General features: G+C 61.8%; 2 protein-coding genes. Both read left to right on the top strand.

Features of this window, described 5'->3' with window-relative positions; translation table 11 throughout:
• The first annotated feature begins 125 nt into the window (after window positions 1–125).
• Window positions 126–3,479, top strand: coding sequence for an amino acid adenylation domain-containing protein (locus tag OO306_RS09675; protein WP_323055826.1), 3,354 nt, complete (start codon window positions 126–128; stop codon window positions 3,477–3,479).
• Window positions 3,480–3,501: 22 nt separating this feature from the next.
• Window positions 3,502–21,105 (top strand): non-ribosomal peptide synthase/polyketide synthase, encoded by a 17,604-nt coding sequence (locus OO306_RS09670; protein WP_265968497.1) that lies wholly within the window; start codon window positions 3,502–3,504, stop codon window positions 21,103–21,105.
• Window positions 21,106–21,251: the final 146 nt, after the last annotated feature.

Below are 21,251 nucleotides of genomic sequence, written 5' to 3'. Positions count from 1 at the left end.
CGTGTGGGAGCCGGCCAACCGGCGCCCACACGGTAAGCGGCGCGAATTTCCATCTAAATCCTTGCCAGTGCTCAATCGTCTACCTACGGAGGAAATTGAAGAGCTGATTTCTTAGGAGATTCCCTGTGCAAGAGCTGCTCGATACGGTCGTATCGTTGTCCACCCAAAAACGTAAGGCGTTGGCAGCCTTGCTCAAGAAACAAGGCGTCAACCTGTATGGGGTCACGCCGATCTTCCCGAGGGATCCAGAAGAGCCGGTACTGCTGTCCTATGCCCAGCAGCGGCTGTGGATACTGTCACAACTGGGGGAGGTGAGTACCGCGTACAACCTCTCGTCCGTCTTGCGCTTCAAAGGGCAGTTGGACACTGCTGCCCTGCAGCGCAGCTTCGAGGCGTTGATCGCCCGTCACGAGACATTGCGCACCACCTTCCGCCTGGAAGGCGAGCAGGCCATACAAGTGGTCCATGCGCACACCCCCTTCGAATTGATGTTCGAACAGCTGGAGCAGGCCGATGACGCCAGCGTGCGTCGTCACGTCGAGCGCGAAGCCCATCTGCCCTTCGACCTGCAAACGGGCCCGCTGTTGCGGGTGAAGTTGCTGGGGCTGATGCCGGGCGAACAGGTGCTGGTGCTGACCCTGCACCACATCGTATCTGACGGCTGGTCGATGCCGCTGATGATCAATGAACTGGTGCAGCTCTACCAAGGCTACAGCCAAGGGCAGGCGGTGGAGCTGCCTGTGCTGCCGGTGCAGTACGCCGACTACGCCATCTGGCAGCGAAACTGGATGGAGGCCGGCGAGCAGGCGCGACAGCTCGCCTACTGGACCGAACAGCTGGGTGACGAACAGCCCGTGCTGGCGCTGCCCACCGACCGGCCGCGGCCCACGACCAGCAGCTACCACGGCGCCCGCGTTACTGTGTCAATCGACAACACGCTGGCTGGCGCGCTGAAGCAGTTGGCCCAGCAACAGGGCGCGACGCCCTTCATGGTGTTGCTGGCCAGCTTCCAGGTATTGCTGCACCGCTACAGCGGGCAGTGCGATATCCGTGTCGGTGTGCCCGTCGCCAACCGTAATCGGGTCGAGACCGAGCGGCTGATCGGCTTCTTCGTCAACACTCAAGTGCTGCGCGCAGAATTCGACCTGCAGATGACCTTCACTGCGCTGCTGCAACAGGTCAAGCAACGTGTGCTGGGTGCTCAGGCGCACCAGGACCTGCCGTTCGAGCAACTGGTGGAGGCCCTGCAGACCGAGCGCAACCTCAGTTACAGCCCTTTGTTCCAGGTGATGTACAACCACCAGACCCAGGCCAAAGGCGAGCGCCGCCGTCTGCAGGGGCTGGAAATGGAAGAACTGGCCTGGGACAGCCACACGGCCAAGTTCGACCTGACCTTGGACACCTTCGAGCATGAGCAAGGCATCAGTGCTGCGCTGACCTATGCCACTGACCTGTTCGAGGCTAAGACTATCGAACACATGGCCCGGCACTGGCTGAACTTGCTGCAGGGGATTGTTCACGAACCACAGCAGCGCGTTGCCGATCTGCCTCTGCTGGCAGAACAGGAGCAGGCCCGAATCATTCAGGACTGGAACCGCAACCCGGCGAAATTCCCCAGCGAGCACACGCTTCATCAGTTGATCGAAGCCCAGGTCGCGTTGTCGCCGAATTCACCCGCCTTGAGTTTTGCCGGCCAGGCACTGAGCTACGGCGAATTGAACCGCCGCGCCAACCGCTTGGCGCACAAACTGTGCGAACTGGGTGTCGGGCCCGACGTACTGGTGGGGCTTGCCGTGGAGCGCAGCCTGGACATGGTCGTCGGCCTGCTCGGCATCCTCAAGGCGGGCGGCGCTTATGTGCCGCTGGACCCGGAATACCCCCAGGATCGCCTTGCCTACCTGTTCGAGGACAGTGGCATCGGCTTGTTGGTGACCCAAAGCCACGTGCGCGATGCCTTGCCGATTACGCCAGGCATGCAGACCGTGAACCTGGACGATAGGGCGCTGGCCGACTACAGCGAGGCGAACCTGGATCGCGTGGTATCACCGCAGAACCTGGCGTATGTGATCTACACCTCGGGTTCCACGGGCAAACCCAAGGGTGCGCTGCTGGCGCACCATAACGTGGTGCGCTTGTTCGCGGCGACCCAGGACTGGTTCCGGTTCGATGCCAGCGACGTATGGACGGTATTCCACTCCTACGCGTTCGACTTTTCAGTGTGGGAGCTGTACGGCGCGCTGCTGTATGGCGGCAAGGCGGTCATTGTGCCGAGGGATGTGGCGCGTTCACCGCAAGATTTCCATGCGTTGTTGGTCAGCGAGCAGGTCACAGTCCTGAACCAGACGCCCTCGGCGTTTCAGCAACTGATCCCGCTGGCCTGCAACGCAGCGCAGGCTGGCAACCAGCTGGCACTGCGGCATGTGGTGTTTGGCGGTGAGGCGTTGGATGTGAGCAGCCTCAAGCCCTGGTTCGACGTTTTCGGTGACCACCAGCCGCGCCTGATCAACATGTATGGCATCACCGAGACCACGGTGCATGTGACCTATCGGCCAATCCGTCGGGACGACCTCAAGCAGGTTGGCAGCAGCCCGATTGGCGAGGTGATTCCTGACCTGAGTTGGTACCTGCTGGACGGCGCCTTGAACACGATCGTGCCCGGTAGCCAGGGTGAGCTGATGATTGGCCAGGAGGGCCTGGCACGTGGCTATCACGGTCGCCCGGCGTTGACTGCAGAGCGTTTCGTACCGAACCCATTCGATAGCCACGGTGGCCGCCTGTACCGCTCGGGAGACTTGGCCCGCTATGGCGGTGATGGCGTGATCGAGTACCTGGGGCGCATCGATCACCAGGTGAAGATTCGTGGTTTCCGTATCGAGTTGGGTGAGATCGATGCACGCCTTCAGGAGCAGGGCGCAGTGCGCCAGGGGGTGGTGGTTGCCCAGGATGGCCCGCATGGCAAACAGTTGGTGGGGTATGTGGTACCTGTCGACAGCGCGGTCCTGGACAGCCTCGAAGGCCAGGTTGTGCTGCGGGCTTCCCTGCGCGAAGCGCTCAAGGCAAGCCTGCCGGAATACATGGTGCCGACTCAGGTGCTGTTCCTCGCCAGCTTGCCGCTGACCGGCAACGGCAAGCTGGACCGCAAGGCGCTGCCGCAACCGGATGCCAGCCTGCTGCAGGGCCAGTTCACGGCGCCACAAAGTGCATTGGAGCAACGGATCGCAGCGGTCTGGGCCGATGTGCTGAAGCTGGACAAGGTGGGCCTTTACGACAACTTCTTTGAACTGGGTGGCCACTCCTTGCTGGCGACCCAGGTGATGGCTCGCCTGCAGGTTGAGCTGGGCATCAACTTGCCGCTCGCCTTGCTGTTCCAGGCCCAAAACCTACAGGCATACGCAGCCATGATCAGTGGCTTGAATTCCAATACCGATGCAGACCTGGACGACCTCCAGGACTTCATGAGCGAGCTTGAGGCAGTTTGAGATGCAAACGGATAACAGAAATTTGGAACTGGTAAAACGCTTCATTGGCCTGCCCCTGCCGCAGCGCAAGCTCTTTCTTGAAAAGCTCGCATCGAAGGGCATGAGCCTTGCGCAGTTACCGATCCCGCAGAGCCGTGGCGATGTCGACCCGATACCGCTTTCCTTTGCTCAGCAAAGGCAATGGTTCCTTTGGCAGCTGGAGCCGCAAAGTTCTGCCTATAACATTCCTGCTGCCTTGAAGTTCACCGGTGCACTGGACATCAGCGCTTTGCAGCGCAGTTTCGAGTCGTTGATCGCCCGCCACGAAACGCTGCGTACCACCTTCCGGCTGGAAGGTGAACAGGCGGTACAGGTCCTTCATCCGCACATGCCGTTCGCGCTGGTCGTGGAGCCTGTCGAGGCCACTGCGCCTTCTGTTCGTGCCTGCCTTGAAGCTGAGGCCCAGCTGCCCTTCGACCTGGAACATGGGCCACTGATGCGGGCCAGGCTGTTGCAGTTGGGGGCGCAAGAGCACGTGCTCACACTGACGTTGCACCACATCGTGGCTGACGGGTGGTCCTTGCCGGTGATGGTGCAAGACCTGGTCAAGCTTTATGAAGGGTTCAGCCAAGGCCGCGACGTGCAGTTGCCGGCGTTGCCGATCCAGTACGCCGACTACGCCATTTGGCAGCGGGCCTGGATGCAGGCGGGTGAACAAGACCGGCAACTTACCTACTGGAAAGCACAGTTGGGTGATGAGCAACCGGTGCTGGAGTTGCCGACCGATCGTCCTCGCCCGGCGGTCCACAGCCAACAGGGCGCACGGTTGGAAATCCCTTTGGACGGGGAACTGGTCGGTTCGCTCAAGCAATTGGCGCAGCAGCAGGGCGTGACACCGTTCATGCTGTTGCTCGCCAGCTTTCAAACGCTGCTGCACCGCTACTCAGGGCAGGCGGATATCCGCGTGGGCGTTCCGATCGCCAACCGCAACCGTGCCGAGACGGAGCGCCTGGCGGGCTTCTTCGTCAATACCCAGGTGCTGCGTGCCGAGTTCGACCTGGGCATCACCTTTACCGAGCTGCTGGAGCAAGTCAGGCAACGTGCTTTGGGCGCGCAGGCGCATCAGGATTTGCCTTTCGAACAACTGGTCGAAGCTTTGCAGCCGGAGCGCAGCCTCAGCCACAGCCCGTTGTTCCAGGTGATGTACAACCACCAGACCGAGACCAAAAAAAGCGAAGGGCGCAACCTGCCAGGCCTGCTGATGGAGGAGTTGGCGGCGCAAAGCCATGTGGCCAAGTTCGACCTGGCACTGGACACGTTCGAGCACGAAGCGGGTATCAGCGCGGCGTTGACGTATGCGACCGATCTGTTCGACGCGGCCACCATCGAGCGCATGGCAGGGCATTGGGTCAACGTGCTCGTCAGCATCGCAGGGCAGCCGCACCAGCCTGTTGCAGGCTTGTCGATGCTGAGTCCGCAAGAGCAGCAACGCGTCATCAGCGACTGGAACAGCACGCAAGCGGATTACCCTGCCGATAAAGCCATGCACCAATTGTTCGAAGCTCAGGTGCGTGTGTCACCCGACGCCCCGGCTTTGTTGTTTGGCGAACAGGTGTTGAGTTATGCAACACTGAACGAACGGGCCAACCAGTTGGCGCACAGGCTTCGTGAGCAGGGGGTAGGCCCGGATGTGCTGGTGGGCATCGCTATGGAGCGCAGCCCTGAAATGGTGGTTGGCCTACTGGCGATACTCAAGGCGGGTGGCGCCTATGTGCCGCTCGATCCTGAATACCCGCAGGACCGTATCGAGTACATGCTCGAGGACAGCCAGTCGGTTTTGCTGTTGTCCCAGTCGCACCTGCTTGCGCGCATGCCTGAGGAGTTCCATGCCAGGACTTTGTTGCTGGATCAGTTGTCGCTGCAGGCATACCCGGTAACCGATCCGGTCTGCCTGACCGAACCGGGCAATTTGGCCTACAGCATCTATACCTCTGGGTCCACAGGCAAACCCAAGGGTGTTCTGATCGAGCACCGCAACGTAACGGCGCTGATTGGTTGGGCACTGACGGTTTACAGCCAAGAGGACCTGTGCGGTGTGCTGGCCTCGACCTCGATCTGTTTCGACCTGTCGGTGTGGGAGCTGTTCGTCACGCTGTCGGCCGGAGGCTACGCGGTGCTTGCTGCCAACGCGCTGGAGCTGCCACACCTGGCGGCCAAAGACCGCGTACGCCTGGTCAACACCGTACCTTCGGCAATCAAGATGCTGCTTGAGACCGATGCCTTGCCGGCAACCGTTCGCACCATCAACCTTGCCGGGGAAGCGCTGAAGCAGTCGCTGGTCGACGACTTGTACGCGACCGGGCATGTGCAACAGGTTTATGACCTGTACGGCCCTTCCGAGGACACGACCTACTCCACCTTTACCCTGCGTTGCGCCAATGGCAAAGCCAACATTGGCCGGCCGATCGCCAACAGTGCGGTTTATCTGCTGAGTGAAGCGGTAATGCCGGTACCGGTAGGTGTAAACGGCGAGCTGTACATGGCCGGTGCGGGGTTGGCACGGGGTTATCTCGGCCGCCCAGGCCTGACAGCCGAACGCTTCATTCCCGACCCGTTCGATGAGCAGGGCGGCGGCAGGATGTACCGTACCGGCGACCTCGCCCGCTACCAGGAAAACGGGCTGATCGAGTATGCCGGTCGCATCGATCACCAGGTGAAGATTCGTGGCTTCCGTATCGAGCTGGGTGAGATCGAGGCGCGGCTGCAGGCCCAGGAGGCTGTCCATGAAGCGGTCCTGTTGGCTCAGGATGGCCCAAGTGGCAAGCAATTGGTGGGCTATGTGGTACCGGCCGATGATGCCGTGATGGACACACTCGAGCAGCAGTCAGCACTGCGTGATGCGTTGCGTGGCCAGCTCAAGCAAAGCCTGCCGGAGTACATGGTCCCGGCGCAGCTTGTGTTCCTCAACGCGTTGCCGCTGACGCCCAATGGCAAGCTGGATCGCAAGGCGCTTCCACAGCCCGATACCAGCGTGTTCCAAGCCCAGTACCTTGAGCCTCGTACCGAACTGGAACGCAGTATTGCTGCGGTCTGGGCGGGGGTGTTGAAACTGAAAAAGGTCGGGCTGACCGATAACTTCTTCGAGCTGGGTGGCGACTCGATCATTTCCTTGCAGGTGGTCAGCCGTGCGCGCCAGGCAGGCATCCAGTTCACGCCCAAGCAATTGTTCCAATTCCAGACCGTACAAGGCTTGGCATCGGTTGCGCGGTGTGCCGATAACGTTGTCATCGACCAAGGCGCAGTCACCGGCACCTCGCCGCTGACACCTGTTCAGCACTGGTTCTTCGATCAGGCGATGCCCCAGCCTGAGCACTGGAACCAGTCGGTACTGCTGGCACCCAGCGTAAGCATCGACCCGCAGCATCTGGGTGCCGCACTGCAACACGTGCTGCAGCACCACGACGCGCTGCGCCTGGGTTTTGATCAGGCAGGCGGAAGTTGGCAAGGCACGTTCAACGATGTCGAAGCCCAGGACGTACTGTGGCATCGCTCGTTCAGCGACATGGACGCGCTTTTGCGCGCGGCCAGTGATGCGCAGCGCAGTTTCACGCTCGGTGGCCCCTTGATGCGGGTATTGCTGGGCACGTTGCCTGATGGTGACCAACGGCTGCTGTTGGTGGTCCATCACCTGGTCGTTGACGGTGTGTCATGGCGCGTACTGCTTGAGGATCTGCAGCAGGCCTATCTGTCAGTCTCGGCCGGCCAGCCTGTCGAATTGCCTGCCAAGACCAGCGCCTACAAGGCTTGGGCCGAACGGCTGCAGGCGTACGGCAAAAGCGCCGATCTGGCTCAGGAGCTGAGCTACTGGCACGCACAGTTGCAGCATGCTGACGACGATTTGCCCCGTGATCATCTGCAAGGCGGTAACCAGGTCAGGCACGCCGCCTACGCAAGCACCCATCTGGATGCACAGTGGACGCGCAAGCTTTTGCATGAAGCGCCCATGGCCTACCGCACCCAGATCAATGACCTGCTGCTCGCAGCGCTGGCGCGTGTGGTGTCCCGTTGGACCGGGCGGACTAACGTACTGGTGCGCCTGGAAGGGCATGGCCGTGAGGACGTGTTCGACGACCTGGACCTGACGCGCACCGTGGGTTGGTTCACCAGCATCTATCCGGTGACCTTGACCGCTCAGGCGCAACTCGACAGCTCGATCAAGGTCATCAAGGAGCAACTGCGGGCAGTCCCCAACAAGGGTATTGGATACGGGCTGCTGCGCTATCTTGGCAGCGATGACAGCCGGCAGGTGCTGGAGAGCCTGCCGCAGGGTGAAATTGTCTTCAACTACCTGGGGCAATTCGACGGCAGTTTCCAGGAGCAAGACAGCGTCTTCACGCCAGCCAAGGAGGATGGCGGGGCCAATCAAAGCGAAGAGGCGCCCTTGGGCAGCCTGTTGGCACTGAACGGGCAGGTCTATGCGGGCGAGCTGAAAATGGGGTGGACCTTCAGCCGGGAACTGTTCGACGCGTCGACCATTCAGCGCTTGGCTGATGAGTATGCCCAGGAACTCAAGGCGCTGATCACCCACTGCTGCCAGGCGGCCAATCGCGGGGTCACGCCTTCGGATTTCCCGCTGGCCCGCTTGAGCCAGGCCGAACTGGACAGCCTGCCGGTACCCGCCGCCGAGATCGCCGATATCTACCCGCTGGCACCCATGCAGCAGGGCATGTTGTTCCATACGCTGTACGAGCAGTCGGCCGGCAACTACATCAACCAGCTCCGTGTAGACGTGGACGGGCTGGACGTGGAGCGCTTCAAGCATGCCTGGCAGGGTGCGCTGGGGGCGTACGATATTCTGCGAACCGGTTTCGTCTGGCAGGGAGACCTGGACCACGCGGTGCAGATCGTACGCAAGCACGTCGAGCTGCCGTTCACTGAACAGGATTGGCGCAATCAGCCAACGGCAGATCAAGCGTTGGACGCGTTGGCCGAGCGTGAGCGACAACGCGGCTTCGTGCTGGATGCAGCCCCCTTGTTGCGCCTGGTGTTGGTGCGTACCGGTGAGCAACGTCATCATCTGATATGCACGCATCATCACATCCTGATGGATGGCTGGAGTACGTCGCGTCTGTTGGGGGAAGTGCTGCAGCGCTATGCCGGTCAGGCACTGCCGACCCAGAGCGCGCATTACCGCGAATACATCGCGTGGTTGCAGCGCCAGGATGCGGTTGCCGCTGAAACCTTCTGGAAGGAGCAATTGACAGCGCTGGAACAACCGACGCGTCTGGTGCATGCGATACGCATGGCACCGGGTGAGCAGGCGTCTGGTCACGCAGCCTTCCACCAGGTTTTCGACCGCGAGCAGACCGCACGTGTCGAAGCGTTCGCCCGGGCTAACCGGGTCACGGTCAATACGCTGATGCAATCTGCGTGGATGCTGCTTCTGCACCGCTATACGGGGCAATCGACCGTGTGCTTCGGCGCTACGGTAGCAGGGCGACCGGCTGACCTGCCGGGTGTGGAGGAACAGATCGGCTTGTTCATCAACACCTTGCCTGTGATCGGTTCCCCTCGCGTGGAGCAGACGGTGGCTGAGTGGATCAGCCAAGTGCAAGCGAGCAACCTTGCCCTGCGTGAGTTCGAGCACACGCCGTTGTACGAGGTGCAGCGCTGGGCAGGCCTGGGCGGGGAGGCACTGTTCGACAACCTCCTGGTGTTCGAGAGCTATCCGGTGTCCGAAGCCCTCCAGCAAGGCGCGCCGGCCGGCTTGCAGTTTGGGGAAGTGGCTAACCGAGAGCAGACCAACTACCCCCTCAGCGTGGCAATCGGGCTCGGCAATGTGCTGTCTGTCCGCTACACCCATGATCGAACGCTGTGGAGTACGCAAGCGATCCAAGGGGTCGCCAGCCACTTCGCCAATCTGCTCGAGGCGCTCGTCGACAATGCCACCACGGCACTGGGCGACCTGCCTCTGCTGGATCCGCAAGCAGCTCGCCTGATGGTCTCGGACTGGAACTACCAGGCCGCCGTCAGCACCGATGAGCTGAGTGTCAGCCAGTTGATCGAAGCGCAGGTAGCACGGACGCCTGATGCCGTGGCGGTGCTTTTCGAGGCGCAGTCGTTGAGCTATGCCGAGCTGAACCACAGGGCTAACCAACTGGCAGGCCGGTTGCGTGAGCTGGGTGTAGGCCCTGATGTGCTGGTCGGTATCGCCATGGCGCGCAGCCTGGAGATGGTGGTGGGGTTGCTGGCTGTGCTCAAGGCGGGCGGCGCCTATGTGCCGCTGGACCCGGACTACCCGCAGGACCGCTTGGCCTATATGCTCGAGGACAGTGATATTCAGCTGTTGCTGACGCAGGCATCATCGGTTGCGCACGTACCGGTGCCGGCACGGATGCACTGCGTTGTCGTCGACCAACACGATGAATTTGCAGGTTACCCGGGCGAGAATCTGACGCAAACCAGCGTCGCGCAGAACCTGGCCTACGTCATTTACACCTCTGGCTCGACCGGCAAACCGAAAGGTGCAGGCGTTGATCAGCAAGCACTCTGTGGTCGCCTGCGCTGGATGCAGAACGCCTATGGCCTCAACGAGCACGATGTGGTCCTGCAAAAAACATCGTTCAGTTTTGACGTGTCCGTGTGGGAGCTGCTCTGGCCATTGACCTGTGGTGCCAAGGTGCTGCTGGCACGACAGGGTGATCAGCGTGACCCGGCGCTTCTGATCGATCTGATTCGTGCCCATGGCGTCACGACCCTGCACTTCATTCCGTCCATGCTCAAAAGTTTCCTCGACGCGGAGCACGTTGCCCACTGCCATAGCCTGAAGCGTTTGTTCTCGGGTGGCGAGGCCATCACCCATGACCTGCTCAACAGGGCCCTGGAGTGCTTGCCGCATGTGGCAATCTACAACCGTTACGGCCCGGTCGAGGCGACGATCAATGCGACTCACAGTGAGCGTTTGAGCGTTCGGCAGGGCGACGTCGAGATCGGCAAGGCGCTGCCTGATACGCGGATCCATATTCTCGACTCGGGCCTCAATCCGGTGCCGGTTGGCGTCTGTGGAGAGCTGTACATCGGTGGTAAAGCCCTGGCACGCGGTTATCACCGCAAGGCCCAGCTCTCGGCAGAACGGTTCATCCCCGATCCGTTTGGAGCCCCGGAGGGTGAGCGCCTGTACCGCACCGGTGACCTGGCGCGCTACCGCATCGATGGGGTTGTCGAGTACGTCGGGCGTATTGACCATCAGGTGAAAATTCGCGGTTTCCGTATCGAACTTGGTGAAATCGAAGCGCGCCTGCAGGCATTACCAGGTGTGCGTCAAGCCGTGGTATTGGCTCAGCCAGGGCCGCAGGGACACCAGTTGGTGGGTTATGTGGTGCCGACCGAGCCATCGGTGATGCAAGGCGGTCCTGATACTCAGTCGACGCTGCGTGATGCCCTGCGGGTCGAACTCAAGGCCGCACTGCCTGAATACATGGTGCCTGCACACTTGCTGTTCCTGGATCAGCTGCCGCTGTCACCGAATGGCAAGCTGGACCGTAAAGCCCTGCCACACGCGGATGCCAGCCTGTTACAGCAGGCCTACCTCGAACCGCAAACGGACCTGCAGCGTACGATTGCAGTGATCTGGGCGGACGTATTGAAACTGGACAAGGTGGGGCTGGCCGACAACTTCTTCGAGTTGGGCGGCGACTCGATCATTTCCTTGCAAGTGGTCAGCCGGGCACGTCAGGCCGGCATTCAATTCACGCCCAAGGAGTTGTTCGAGCACCAGACGGTACAAGGGCTGGCATCGGTTGCCCGGTTGTCGGCAGGCTTGAGCATCGACCAAGGCCTGGTCGAGGGCGACATGCAGCTGACCCCGATTCAGCGTCGCTTCTTCGATGCGGATATCCCCGAGCGCCATCACTGGAACCAGTCGTTGCTGCTCACGCCGAATACCGCGCTGGAAGCGGATCGACTGAATGCGGCGTTGCACGCGTTGCTTGCGCATCACGATGCGCTGCGCTTGCAGTTCGCACCGTCAGGTGGCAATTGGTCGGCCAGCTTCGGCACAGCAGCGCCGTCAGCGTTGTTGTGGACCCGTACGCTGCGCGACGACGAAGCGCTGCGCGGGCTTGTCGACGAGGCGCAACGCAGCCTCGACCTGGAACAAGGGCCGTTGATGCGTGCGGTGCTGGCGTTGCTGCCTGATGGTAGCCAGCGGTTGCTGCTGGTGATCCACCACCTGGTCGTGGACGGTGTTTCATGGCGGGTATTGCTGGAAGATTTGCAACAGGCCTATGCCTCGCTGGGTTCCGGTCAAGCGCCGAGCTTGCCGGCCAAGACCAGTTCGTTCCAGGCCTGGGCCCAACGCTTGCAGGCCTATGCCAGCAGCGTCGAGCTGGAGCATGAGGTCAGCTATTGGCAAGGTAGCCTGCAAACGGCACGAGGCGCGTCGTTGCCTGTGGACCACCCGGGTGGCGAAAACCTGGTCAGGCATGCCGCCTCGGTGACGACCCGTCTGGATAAAACCTGCACCCGTCAGCTCTTGCAGGATGCGCCAGCGGCCTATCGCACGCAGATCAACGACTTGTTGCTGACCGCGCTGGCGCGGGTGCTTAGCCGCTGGATAGGGCAGCCGGACGTAGTAGTTCGTTTGGAAGGGCATGGACGGGAGGATGTGTTCGATGACCTCGATCTGACCCGCACCGTTGGATGGTTCACCAGTGTTTATCCGGTGAAATTGACCCCGAGCGCTGGGATGGCCGATTCGGTCAAAGCGATCAAAGAGCAACTGCGCGCGGTGCCTGAAAAAGGCATTGGTTATGGTGTGCTGCGCTTCCTGGGGAGTGATGAACAGCGTCAGGCACTGGCGCAGTTGCCACAGGGTGAAATTGTCTTCAACTACTTGGGCCAGTTCGACGGCAGCTTCGGCGATGAGGCAGGCCTGTTCGTTCCCGCTAAAGAGTACAGCGGTGACCCCCATGACCAAGCCGCGCCACTGAGCAATCTGCTGGCAATCAACGGTCAGGTGTATGCCGGTGAGCTCAAACTTGGCTGGACCTTCAGCAGCGCGTTGTTCGATGCGTCGACGGTGCAGCGCCTGGCCGACGAGTACGCTGAAGAGCTCAAGGCGTTGATTGCCCATTGCTGCGTACCCGGGCATCGCGGGTTCACCCCGTCGGACTTCCCGCTGGCACGTTTGAGCCAGGTACAACTGGACCACTTGCCCGTGGCGGCGGCTTCGATCGCCGATGTCTATCCGTTGTCGCCGATGCAGCAGGGCATGCTGTTCCACACGCTCTACGACCAACAGGCCGGTAACTACATCAACCAGTTGCGGGTCGATGTCGAGGGGCTGGAGGTACTGCGCTTCAAGCAGGCCTGGCAGGCGGCGTTGGATGCGCACGACATTCTGCGCACCGGGTTTGTCTGGGAAGGGGACCTGGACCAGGCGATGCAGGTGGTCCGAAAGCAGGTGACGCTGCCGTTCAGTGAGCACGACTGGCGTGGAGCACCAGCGCTCGAAGCGGCGCTGCAAGCATTGGCCGAAGACGAGCGTCAGCGTGGTTTTGCGCTTGATGAGCCGGCGCTGCTGCGCCTGGTGCTGGTCCGTATCGACGATGACCGTTACCACCTGATCTATACCAACCACCATATTTTGATGGATGGCTGGAGCACCTCGCGCCTGCTGGGCGAAGTCCTGCAGCGTTATGCTGGCCCGACGACCGGGTTCCAGGCCACGCACTATCGGGATTACATCGCCTGGCTGCAACGTCAGGATACGGCAGTTGCCCAAGCCTTCTGGCAGGCCCAGCTGGCCGCGCTCGACGAGCCGACGCGCCTGGCCCAGGCCATTGCCGGTTGCGCAGGCGATGCGGGCAGCGGCTACGGTGATCATCGCCTGGCCCTCGATACCGAGCAGACCGCCCGCATCGAAGCCTTCGCCCGGGCTAACCGCGTCACCGTCAACACCCTGGTGCAATCGGCCTGGCTGCTGCTGTTGCAGCGCTATACCGGCCAGGCCAGTGTCTGCTTCGGCGCCACCGTGGCCGGCCGCCCGGCAGATTTGCCAGGCGTTGAGGAGCAGATCGGCTTGTTCATCAACACCCTGCCGGTGATTGGCGCGCCCCGTGCCGAGCAGACCGTGGCCGAGTGGATCGCCCAGGTTCAAGGCTGCAACCTGGCGTTGCGCGAGTTCGAGCACACCCCGCTGTACGATGTGCAGCGCTGGGCCGGGCAGGGCGGTGACGCGCTGTTCGACAGCATTCTGGTGTTCGAGAACTACCCGGTGTCCGAGGCGCTGCAACAAGGCGCGCCCGGCCGCTTGCGCTTTGGCAACGTGGCCGTGCAGGAGCAAACCAACTACCCACTGACCCTGGTGGTTGAGCTGGGTAGCAGCCTGGCGATGCACTACAACCACGACCGTACGCAGTGGAGCGACGAGACCATTGGCCGCCTGGCGGCCAACTTTGCGGATTTGCTGCAGGCACTGGTCGCGGATGCGGATGCAGCAGTCGGCGAGCTGCCGATGCTGAGCCTGCAAGAACGGCAGTTGATGGTCGAAGGCTGGAACGATACCGTCGCGGTGTACCCGAATGAGCGCAGCATTCACTCACTCATCGAAGCCCAGGTGTTCGCCACTCCGGACGCCCCGGCGTTGGTGTTTGGTGAGCAGACCCTGAGCTACGCCGAACTCAACGGCAAAGCCAACCAGCTGGCGCACAAGCTGCGTGAACTGGGCGTGGGCCCAGATGTGCTGGTGGGCATCGCCATGGAGCGCAGCCTGGAGATGGTCATCGGCTTGCTGGGTATCGTCAAAGCCGGTGGCGCCTATGTGCCGCTGGACCCGGAGTACCCGCAGGACCGCCTGAGTTATATGTTCGAGGACAGCGGCATCGCTTTGCTGCTGACCCAGTCGCACCTGCGTGATGCCTTGCCGATCCCGGCTGGCCTGCGCAGCCTTGACCTGGACAGCGAAAACCTCGATGGATACAGCGATGCCAATCCTGGTATCGACGTAGCCCCGCTGAACCTCGCCTACGTGATCTACACCTCCGGCTCCACCGGCCGCCCGAAAGGCGCCGGCAACAGCCATCAGGCACTGGTCAACCGCCTGTGGTGGATGCAGAAGGCCTACGGCCTGGACGCCAGTGACAGCGTGCTGCAGAAAACCCCGTTCAGTTTTGACGTGTCGGTATGGGAGTTCTTCTGGCCACTGATGACCGGCGCGCGCCTGGTCATGGCCCAGCCGGGTGCCCATCGCGACCCGCAGCTGCTGGTCGACACCATCAACCAGTACGCCATCAGCACGCTGCACTTCGTGCCGTCGATGCTGCAGGCGTTCATGATCCACGAAGCGGTGGAAAGCTGCCGCAGCCTCAAGCGCGTGGTGTGCAGTGGCGAGGCACTGCCGGCCGAGCTCGCGCGCCAGACCCTGCAGCGCCTGCCAGGGGCCGGCCTGTACAACCTGTACGGCCCGACCGAAGCGGCCATCGACGTCACCCACTGGACCTGCCGCGCGGACGAAAGCATCAGCGTGCCAATCGGCCAGCCGATCGACAACCTCAAGACCCACATCCTCGAAGGCAGCTTGCAACCTGCAGTACGCGGCAGCGCCGGCGAGCTGTACCTGGGCGGCGTAGGTTTGGCACGTGGTTATCACCAGCGCCCGGCGCTGACGGCCGAGCGCTTTGTGCCGGACCCGTTCAGCGACAACGGCGGGCGCCTGTACCGCACCGGTGACCTGGCGCGTTACAACGCCGACGGCGTGATCGACTACGCCGGGCGTCTCGACCACCAGGTGAAAATCCGCGGGTTGCGGATTGAACTGGGTGAAATCGAAGCGCGCCTGCTGGAATTGCCAGCGGTGCAGGAAGCGGTGGTGCTGGCCCAGGACGGGCCGAGCGGCAAACAGTTGGTGGGCTATGTGGTACCGGCCGACAGCACGCAAGACGAGGTAGAGTTGCGCGACAGCCTGCGTGAGGCCCTCAAGGCCGGGCTGCCGGATTACATGGTGCCCGCGCACCTGCTGCTGCTGGGCAAGCTGCCGGTAACACCGAACGGCAAGCTGGACCGCAAAGCCCTGCCGCAACCGGATGCCAGCCTGCTGCAAGGCGAATACATCGAACCCCAGACCGAAATGGAGCAGCAGATCGCGGCGATCTGGGCAGATGTACTCAGGTTGGAACGCGTCGGCTTGAGTGACAACTTCTTCGAGTTGGGGGGCGACTCTATCGTGTCGCTGCAGGTGGTCAGTCGCGCACGCCTGCAAAACATCCAGTTCACACCCAAGGAATTGTTCCAGGCTCAAACAGTTCAAGGCCTGGCAGCCGTGGCCCGCCGCGCGGCGAGTGCTGTCATCGATCAAGGGCCGGTAACCGGCGTCACGCCGCTGATACCGATTCAGCACTGGTTCTTCGAGGCGGATATTCCTCAACGACACCACTGGAACCAGTCGGTACTGCTGACACCGAGTGAACGACTGGACTCGGATACACTGGACGCAGCTTTGCTCGCACTGGTCGAGCACCATGATGTACTGCGCTTGCGCTTCGAGTCGAAGGGGGGCGCCTGGCAAGCCGAGTTCCGCGAAGCGCTACCCCATCAACTGTGGACGCGCTCAGCCGTCAATGCAGACGACCTTCAGCCTCTTGTCGAAGAAGCCCAGCGCAGCTTGAGCCTGGAGCAGGGCCCGCTGTTGCGGGCGGTGCTGGCTAACCTCGCCGATGGCAGCCAACGCGTGCTGCTGGTGATCCACCACCTGGTTGTGGATGGTGTGTCGTGGCGGGTGCTGTTGGAGGATTTGCAACAGGCATACCAAGCACTGCGGGCCGGTAATGCGCTGCGCTTGCCGGCCAAGACCTGCGCGTTCAAAGTCTGGGCGGAGCATGTACAGCGTCATGCCACCAGCCCTGAGTTGCAGGCCGAGCTGGGCTTCTGGCAAACACAACTGCAGGGCGCCAATGACGCGCTGCCGTGTGACTACCCGCAAGGCGAAAACCTGCTCAAACATGCGGCGTCGGTCAGCACCAAATTGGACCGCGAGACCACGCGGCAACTGCTTCAGCAAGCCCCGGTGGCCTATCGCACACAGATCAACGACTTGCTGTTGACTGCGTTGGCCAGGGTAGTGGGCCGTTGGACGGGGCGCCCGGAAGTGTTGGTGCGCCTGGAAGGCCATGGTCGGGAAGACCTGTTCGATGGCATCGACCTGAGCCGCACGGTAGGCTGGTTTACCAGCATGTATCCGATCACCTTGCGCCCTCACGCTGGCCTGGCCGACTCGATCAAGGCCATCAAGGAGCAATTGCGCGCAGTACCCAATAAAGGGGTCGGGTATGGTCTGCTGCGATACCTGGGCGGGGACAACGCGCGTGATGTGCTCGCGGCGCTGCCCCAGGGGGAAATCGTGTTCAACTACCTGGGGCAGTTCGACGGTAGCTTTGACGGCGAGTCGAGCCTGTTCGTGCCTGCCAAGGAGTACGCGGGTGCTAACCAGGACGCAGACGCGCCATTGCCCAGCTTGCTGACAGTGAACAGCCAGGTGTATGGCGGCGAATTGAAGGTGAGCTGGAGTTTCAGCCGCGAGCGGTTCGACGAGGCGACACTCAAGCAGCTGGCGGACGCGTATGCCGATGAGTTGAGAGCGTTGGTGGCCCACTGCTGCGAACCGTCCCATCGTGGTGTCACACCATCGGACTTCCCATTGGCGGGCCTTACCCAGGCTCAGCTGGACAGCTTGCCGGTTGCAGCTGCGGACATTGCCGATCTCTACCCGCTATCCCCGATGCAGCAGGGCATGCTCTTCCACACGCTGCAGGGCTCGGAAGCCGCGCTCTACATCAACCAGACCGCAGTAGAAGTCGAAGGCCTTGAAGTCGAGCGTTTCATCGCGGCCTGGAACCATGTGATTGCGCGCCATGACATCCTGCGTACCGGCTTCTGGTTGTCTGCCAAAGCAGACCAGCCGCTGCAAGTGGTCCATCGCCACGCCACCCTGCCTGTGCAAGTGCTTGACTGGCGCGGCCGTGATGATACCGCTCAGGCATTGCAAGACCTGGCTGCAAGGGAGGCGGCAGAAGGCTTTGACCTGATGGCTGCACCGCTGATGAGGTTGACATTGGTCAAGCTCGAAGACGCACGCTTGCACCTGATCTGGACACGCCATCACATCCTGATGGATGGCTGGAGCAACTCACGCCTGCTGGGCGAGGTGCTGCAGCATTACCACGGTCATGCTGCCAAGGCGCCGCTCGGCCGCTTCGCTGACTACATCCGTTGGCTGGGCGAGCAGCCGCAAAGCGCGCTCGAGACGTTCTGGAGCAGTAAGTTGCAAGGGCTGGAAAGCCCGACGCTGCTGGCGGGCAGCATAGCGCCACAGCCTGATGCCAAGCAGGTTGGCCATGATGCCCTGTATCTGAAATGGGACCGCCAGCAGACTTCCCGTTTACGCGAACAGGCACAGCGTCTGCGCGTCACCCCGAACACCTTGATTCAGGCCACTTGGCTGTTGCTCTTGCAGCGCTATACCGGTCAATCCACGGTGTGCTTCGGGGCCACGGTAGCTGGGCGGCCAGCAGGTTTGGCCGGCGCCGATGAGATGCTCGGGCTGTTCATCAATACCTTGCCAGTGGTGCAGTCAGCACAACCTCATCACGTTGTCGGTGAGTGGGTACGTCAGCTTCAGGCCTACAACCTGGAACTGCGAGACCATGAACATGCTGCCTTGTCTGACGTCCAGCGTTGGGCAGGGCGCGCGGGGCAACCGCTGTTCGACAGCATCGTGGTCTTCGAGAACTATCCAGTCGATGAGCGTCTGCGCGAGGAAGGGGCTGGCACGCTGCGGTTCGGTGAAGTCAGTAGCCGTGACGTGACCAACTATGCCATGGACCTCGCCGTGCACCTGGGCGAGACCTTGTCCGTCGAGTTCCTGTACCTGCGAAACCGCTTGACTCATGCGGCAACGGACATGATCCGGGGCAGCTTTGAGCGCTTGCTCACCGGCATACTGGATAACCCGAACGCAGCGATAGGCAGCCTGGACATGCTCACGCCGATGCAGTCGCTCAAGGCATGCGAGCGCAACCAACTGCAACCTAAGCAACAGGGCCTGCCGTTGCTGGCTGAGCGCATTGCCCAACACGCGGTAGCCAGGCCGCAAGCTGTGGCTGTCATCTGTGCTGGGCAGCAACTGACGTATGCGCAACTGGACGAACGCGCCAACCGCCTTGCGCACCATTTGATCGGCCTGGGCGCGCAGCCTGAAGCGACGGTGGGGGTTGCGCTGGAGCGTTCGGTCGAGACGATCGTGGCCTTCCTGGCAGTGATGAAAACCGGCGCGGCCTATGTACCACTGGACATTGACTACCCGCAGGAACGTCTGCAGTGGATCGTGGAGGATTCGCACATGCACCTGCTGCTGACCAGCAGCAGCCTGCGTGAGCGTTTGGGCGACGTACAACACGTGGTGGCTCTGGACCAGTTGTCGCTGTCGCAGTTGCCGTCGACTGCACCTCAGCTTCAGGTACAGGAAGACAACCTCGCTTACCTGATCTACACCTCTGGCTCTACCGGCAAGCCGAAAGGTGTGGCGGTAAGCCATGGGCAAATCCGCATGCACTGCCAGGCCATCGCCCAGTTGTATGAAATGGACGAGGCCACGCGCGAGTTGTTGTTCATGTCGTTTGCCTTCGACGGAGCCCAGGAACGGTGGCTTTCCACCCTGTCCTCCGGTGGTTGCCTGGTGGTTCGCGAGAACCGCTTGTGGACCGCGGAAGAAACCTGGCAGGTGCTGCAGGCACAAAGCATCGATATTGCGTGCTTCCCGCCAGCCTACCTGCAGCAGTTGGCCGAGTTCGCCGAGAGTCAGCCAGAGGCGCCACCTGCGGTACGCATCTATTGCTTCGGCGGGGATGCGGTACCCGATGCCTTGTTCGAATTGGTCAAGCGCACCTTGCAACCTCAGTACTTGACCAATGGTTATGGGCCTACAGAAACGGTAGTGACGCCGATGCTGTGGAAGGTATCGGCACAGCAGCGTTGCGCGGCGGTGTATGCGCCGATCGGTGATCGGGTCGGCCAGCGCACGTTGCATGTACTCGATGATGACCTCAACCCGCTGCCAGAGGGTGTCGCGGGTGAGTTGTACATCGGGGGCGAGGGTGTGGCGCGGGGTTACCACCAGCGCAGTGCCCTGACGGCCGAGCGTTTCGTGGCCGACCCCTTCGCCGAAGGTTCGCGCCTGTATCGGACGGGGGACCGCGTGCGCCGCCGTGCCGACGGGGTGATCGATTTCATTGGGCGCCTGGACAGCCAGCTGAAGGTGCGCGGCTTCCGTATCGAACCGGGCGAGATCGAAGCGCGCTTGCGTAACCTGGCCGATGTCAGGGATGCCGTAGTCGTGGCGCGTGAGGGCGCTGCCGGCAAACAGCTGGTCGGGTATGTGGTCACCGGTACGGCCGCAACCGATGCGATGCAGCTGCGTGAGGCTCTGCGCGCCGAGCTGCCTGACTACATGGTGCCTGCGCAGTTGGTGCTGTTGCCGACGCTGCCGCTCACACCTAATGGCAAAATCGATCGCAATGCATTGCCTGCCCCTGAGTTTGCAGCACAGCGGCAGCGGATTGCACCGCGCAATGCCGTGGAGCAGGCCTTGGTGAACATCTGGCAAGAGGTGCTGGGCGTGCAAAGTGTGGGTGTGGACGACAACTTCTTCGAGCTTGGCGGTGACTCGCTGCGGGTGCTCAAGATGTTGTCGAAGGTCCGCGCCAGCGATGATATTCCGATAGAGCTGAAACTGCGGGACGTCATGGCTAAACCGACCATCGGTGAACTCAGTGGCTATGCCGCCGCTGATGAAAGCCTCGATCCCTTGTTGCTGCTCAACAGCCGGGTGCCCGATGTGGCCCCCCTGTTCTGCCTGCACGCGGGCTTTGGTACGGTGTTCGATTATGAACCACTGGCCCGACGCCTGGAGGGGCGCTGCAGCGTATACGGTGTGCAATGCCGAATGCTGCTCGACCGTGACTGGGTGGACGATTCGCTTCAGTCGATGGCCATCGATTACGCCCAGTACATCCGCCAGAAGCAACCCGAAGGGCCTTACCGCCTGCTGGGTTGGTCGTTGGGGGGGACGCTGGCCGTGCTGGTGGCCCAGGAACTGGAAAGCCAGGGCCAGCAGGTATCGTTGCTCGGGCTGGTCGACAGCTTCATGCCGGGGGCCGAACCAAGTGACGTGCAAGGTGACTGGAGCGATGACCTACGCGGCTTCCTGGGTGTCGTGTTGGGCGTACCCAAGGAACAACTGGCTATTGGCTCAGTGCCAGCCGGTACTGCAACTGCAATGCTGGAGCAGGTGATCGACGAAGTCTGCGCAATGCAGGGTGGGCAGTCAGCGTTTGCCGAAGTCGGCCGCGCTGAATTGGCTCATACATTCATCGTTGCCATGCGGCTGAAGGTGTTGTCGCAAGGGGTCGAGCCGCTTCCGGCCACCCAGGCATTGGCATCGTGCTGGTGGGCAGGCGGCAGCGTGAGCCCTGCCTGGACCCATGCCTATGCTGAAAGCAACGCTGTCTTAGCTGGCCACTATGACATCCTCAAGCATGCAGAGGTGATCGAGAGCCTGGTGGCTAAGTTGAGGGAGGTGGATACGGTCGCGTAACAACGGCCTTGTAGAAGTACCAAGAGGGGCTATCCGTACGGGATAGCCCCTTTTTGTATGCAGGCGTAAATGGCGCTCGCCTTCGCAAAGGCTGGGCATGAAAAAACGGCGCTCCGGTTAGGGAAGCGCCGTTATCAACAGGCCTG

Source organism: Pseudomonas sp. DCB_AW, assembly GCF_026240895.1.
GTDB lineage: Bacteria > Pseudomonadota > Gammaproteobacteria > Pseudomonadales > Pseudomonadaceae > Aquipseudomonas > Aquipseudomonas kermanshahensis.
Note: the sequence above shows the minus strand (reverse complement) of the source record. Positions and strands in the feature narration are given on the sequence as shown.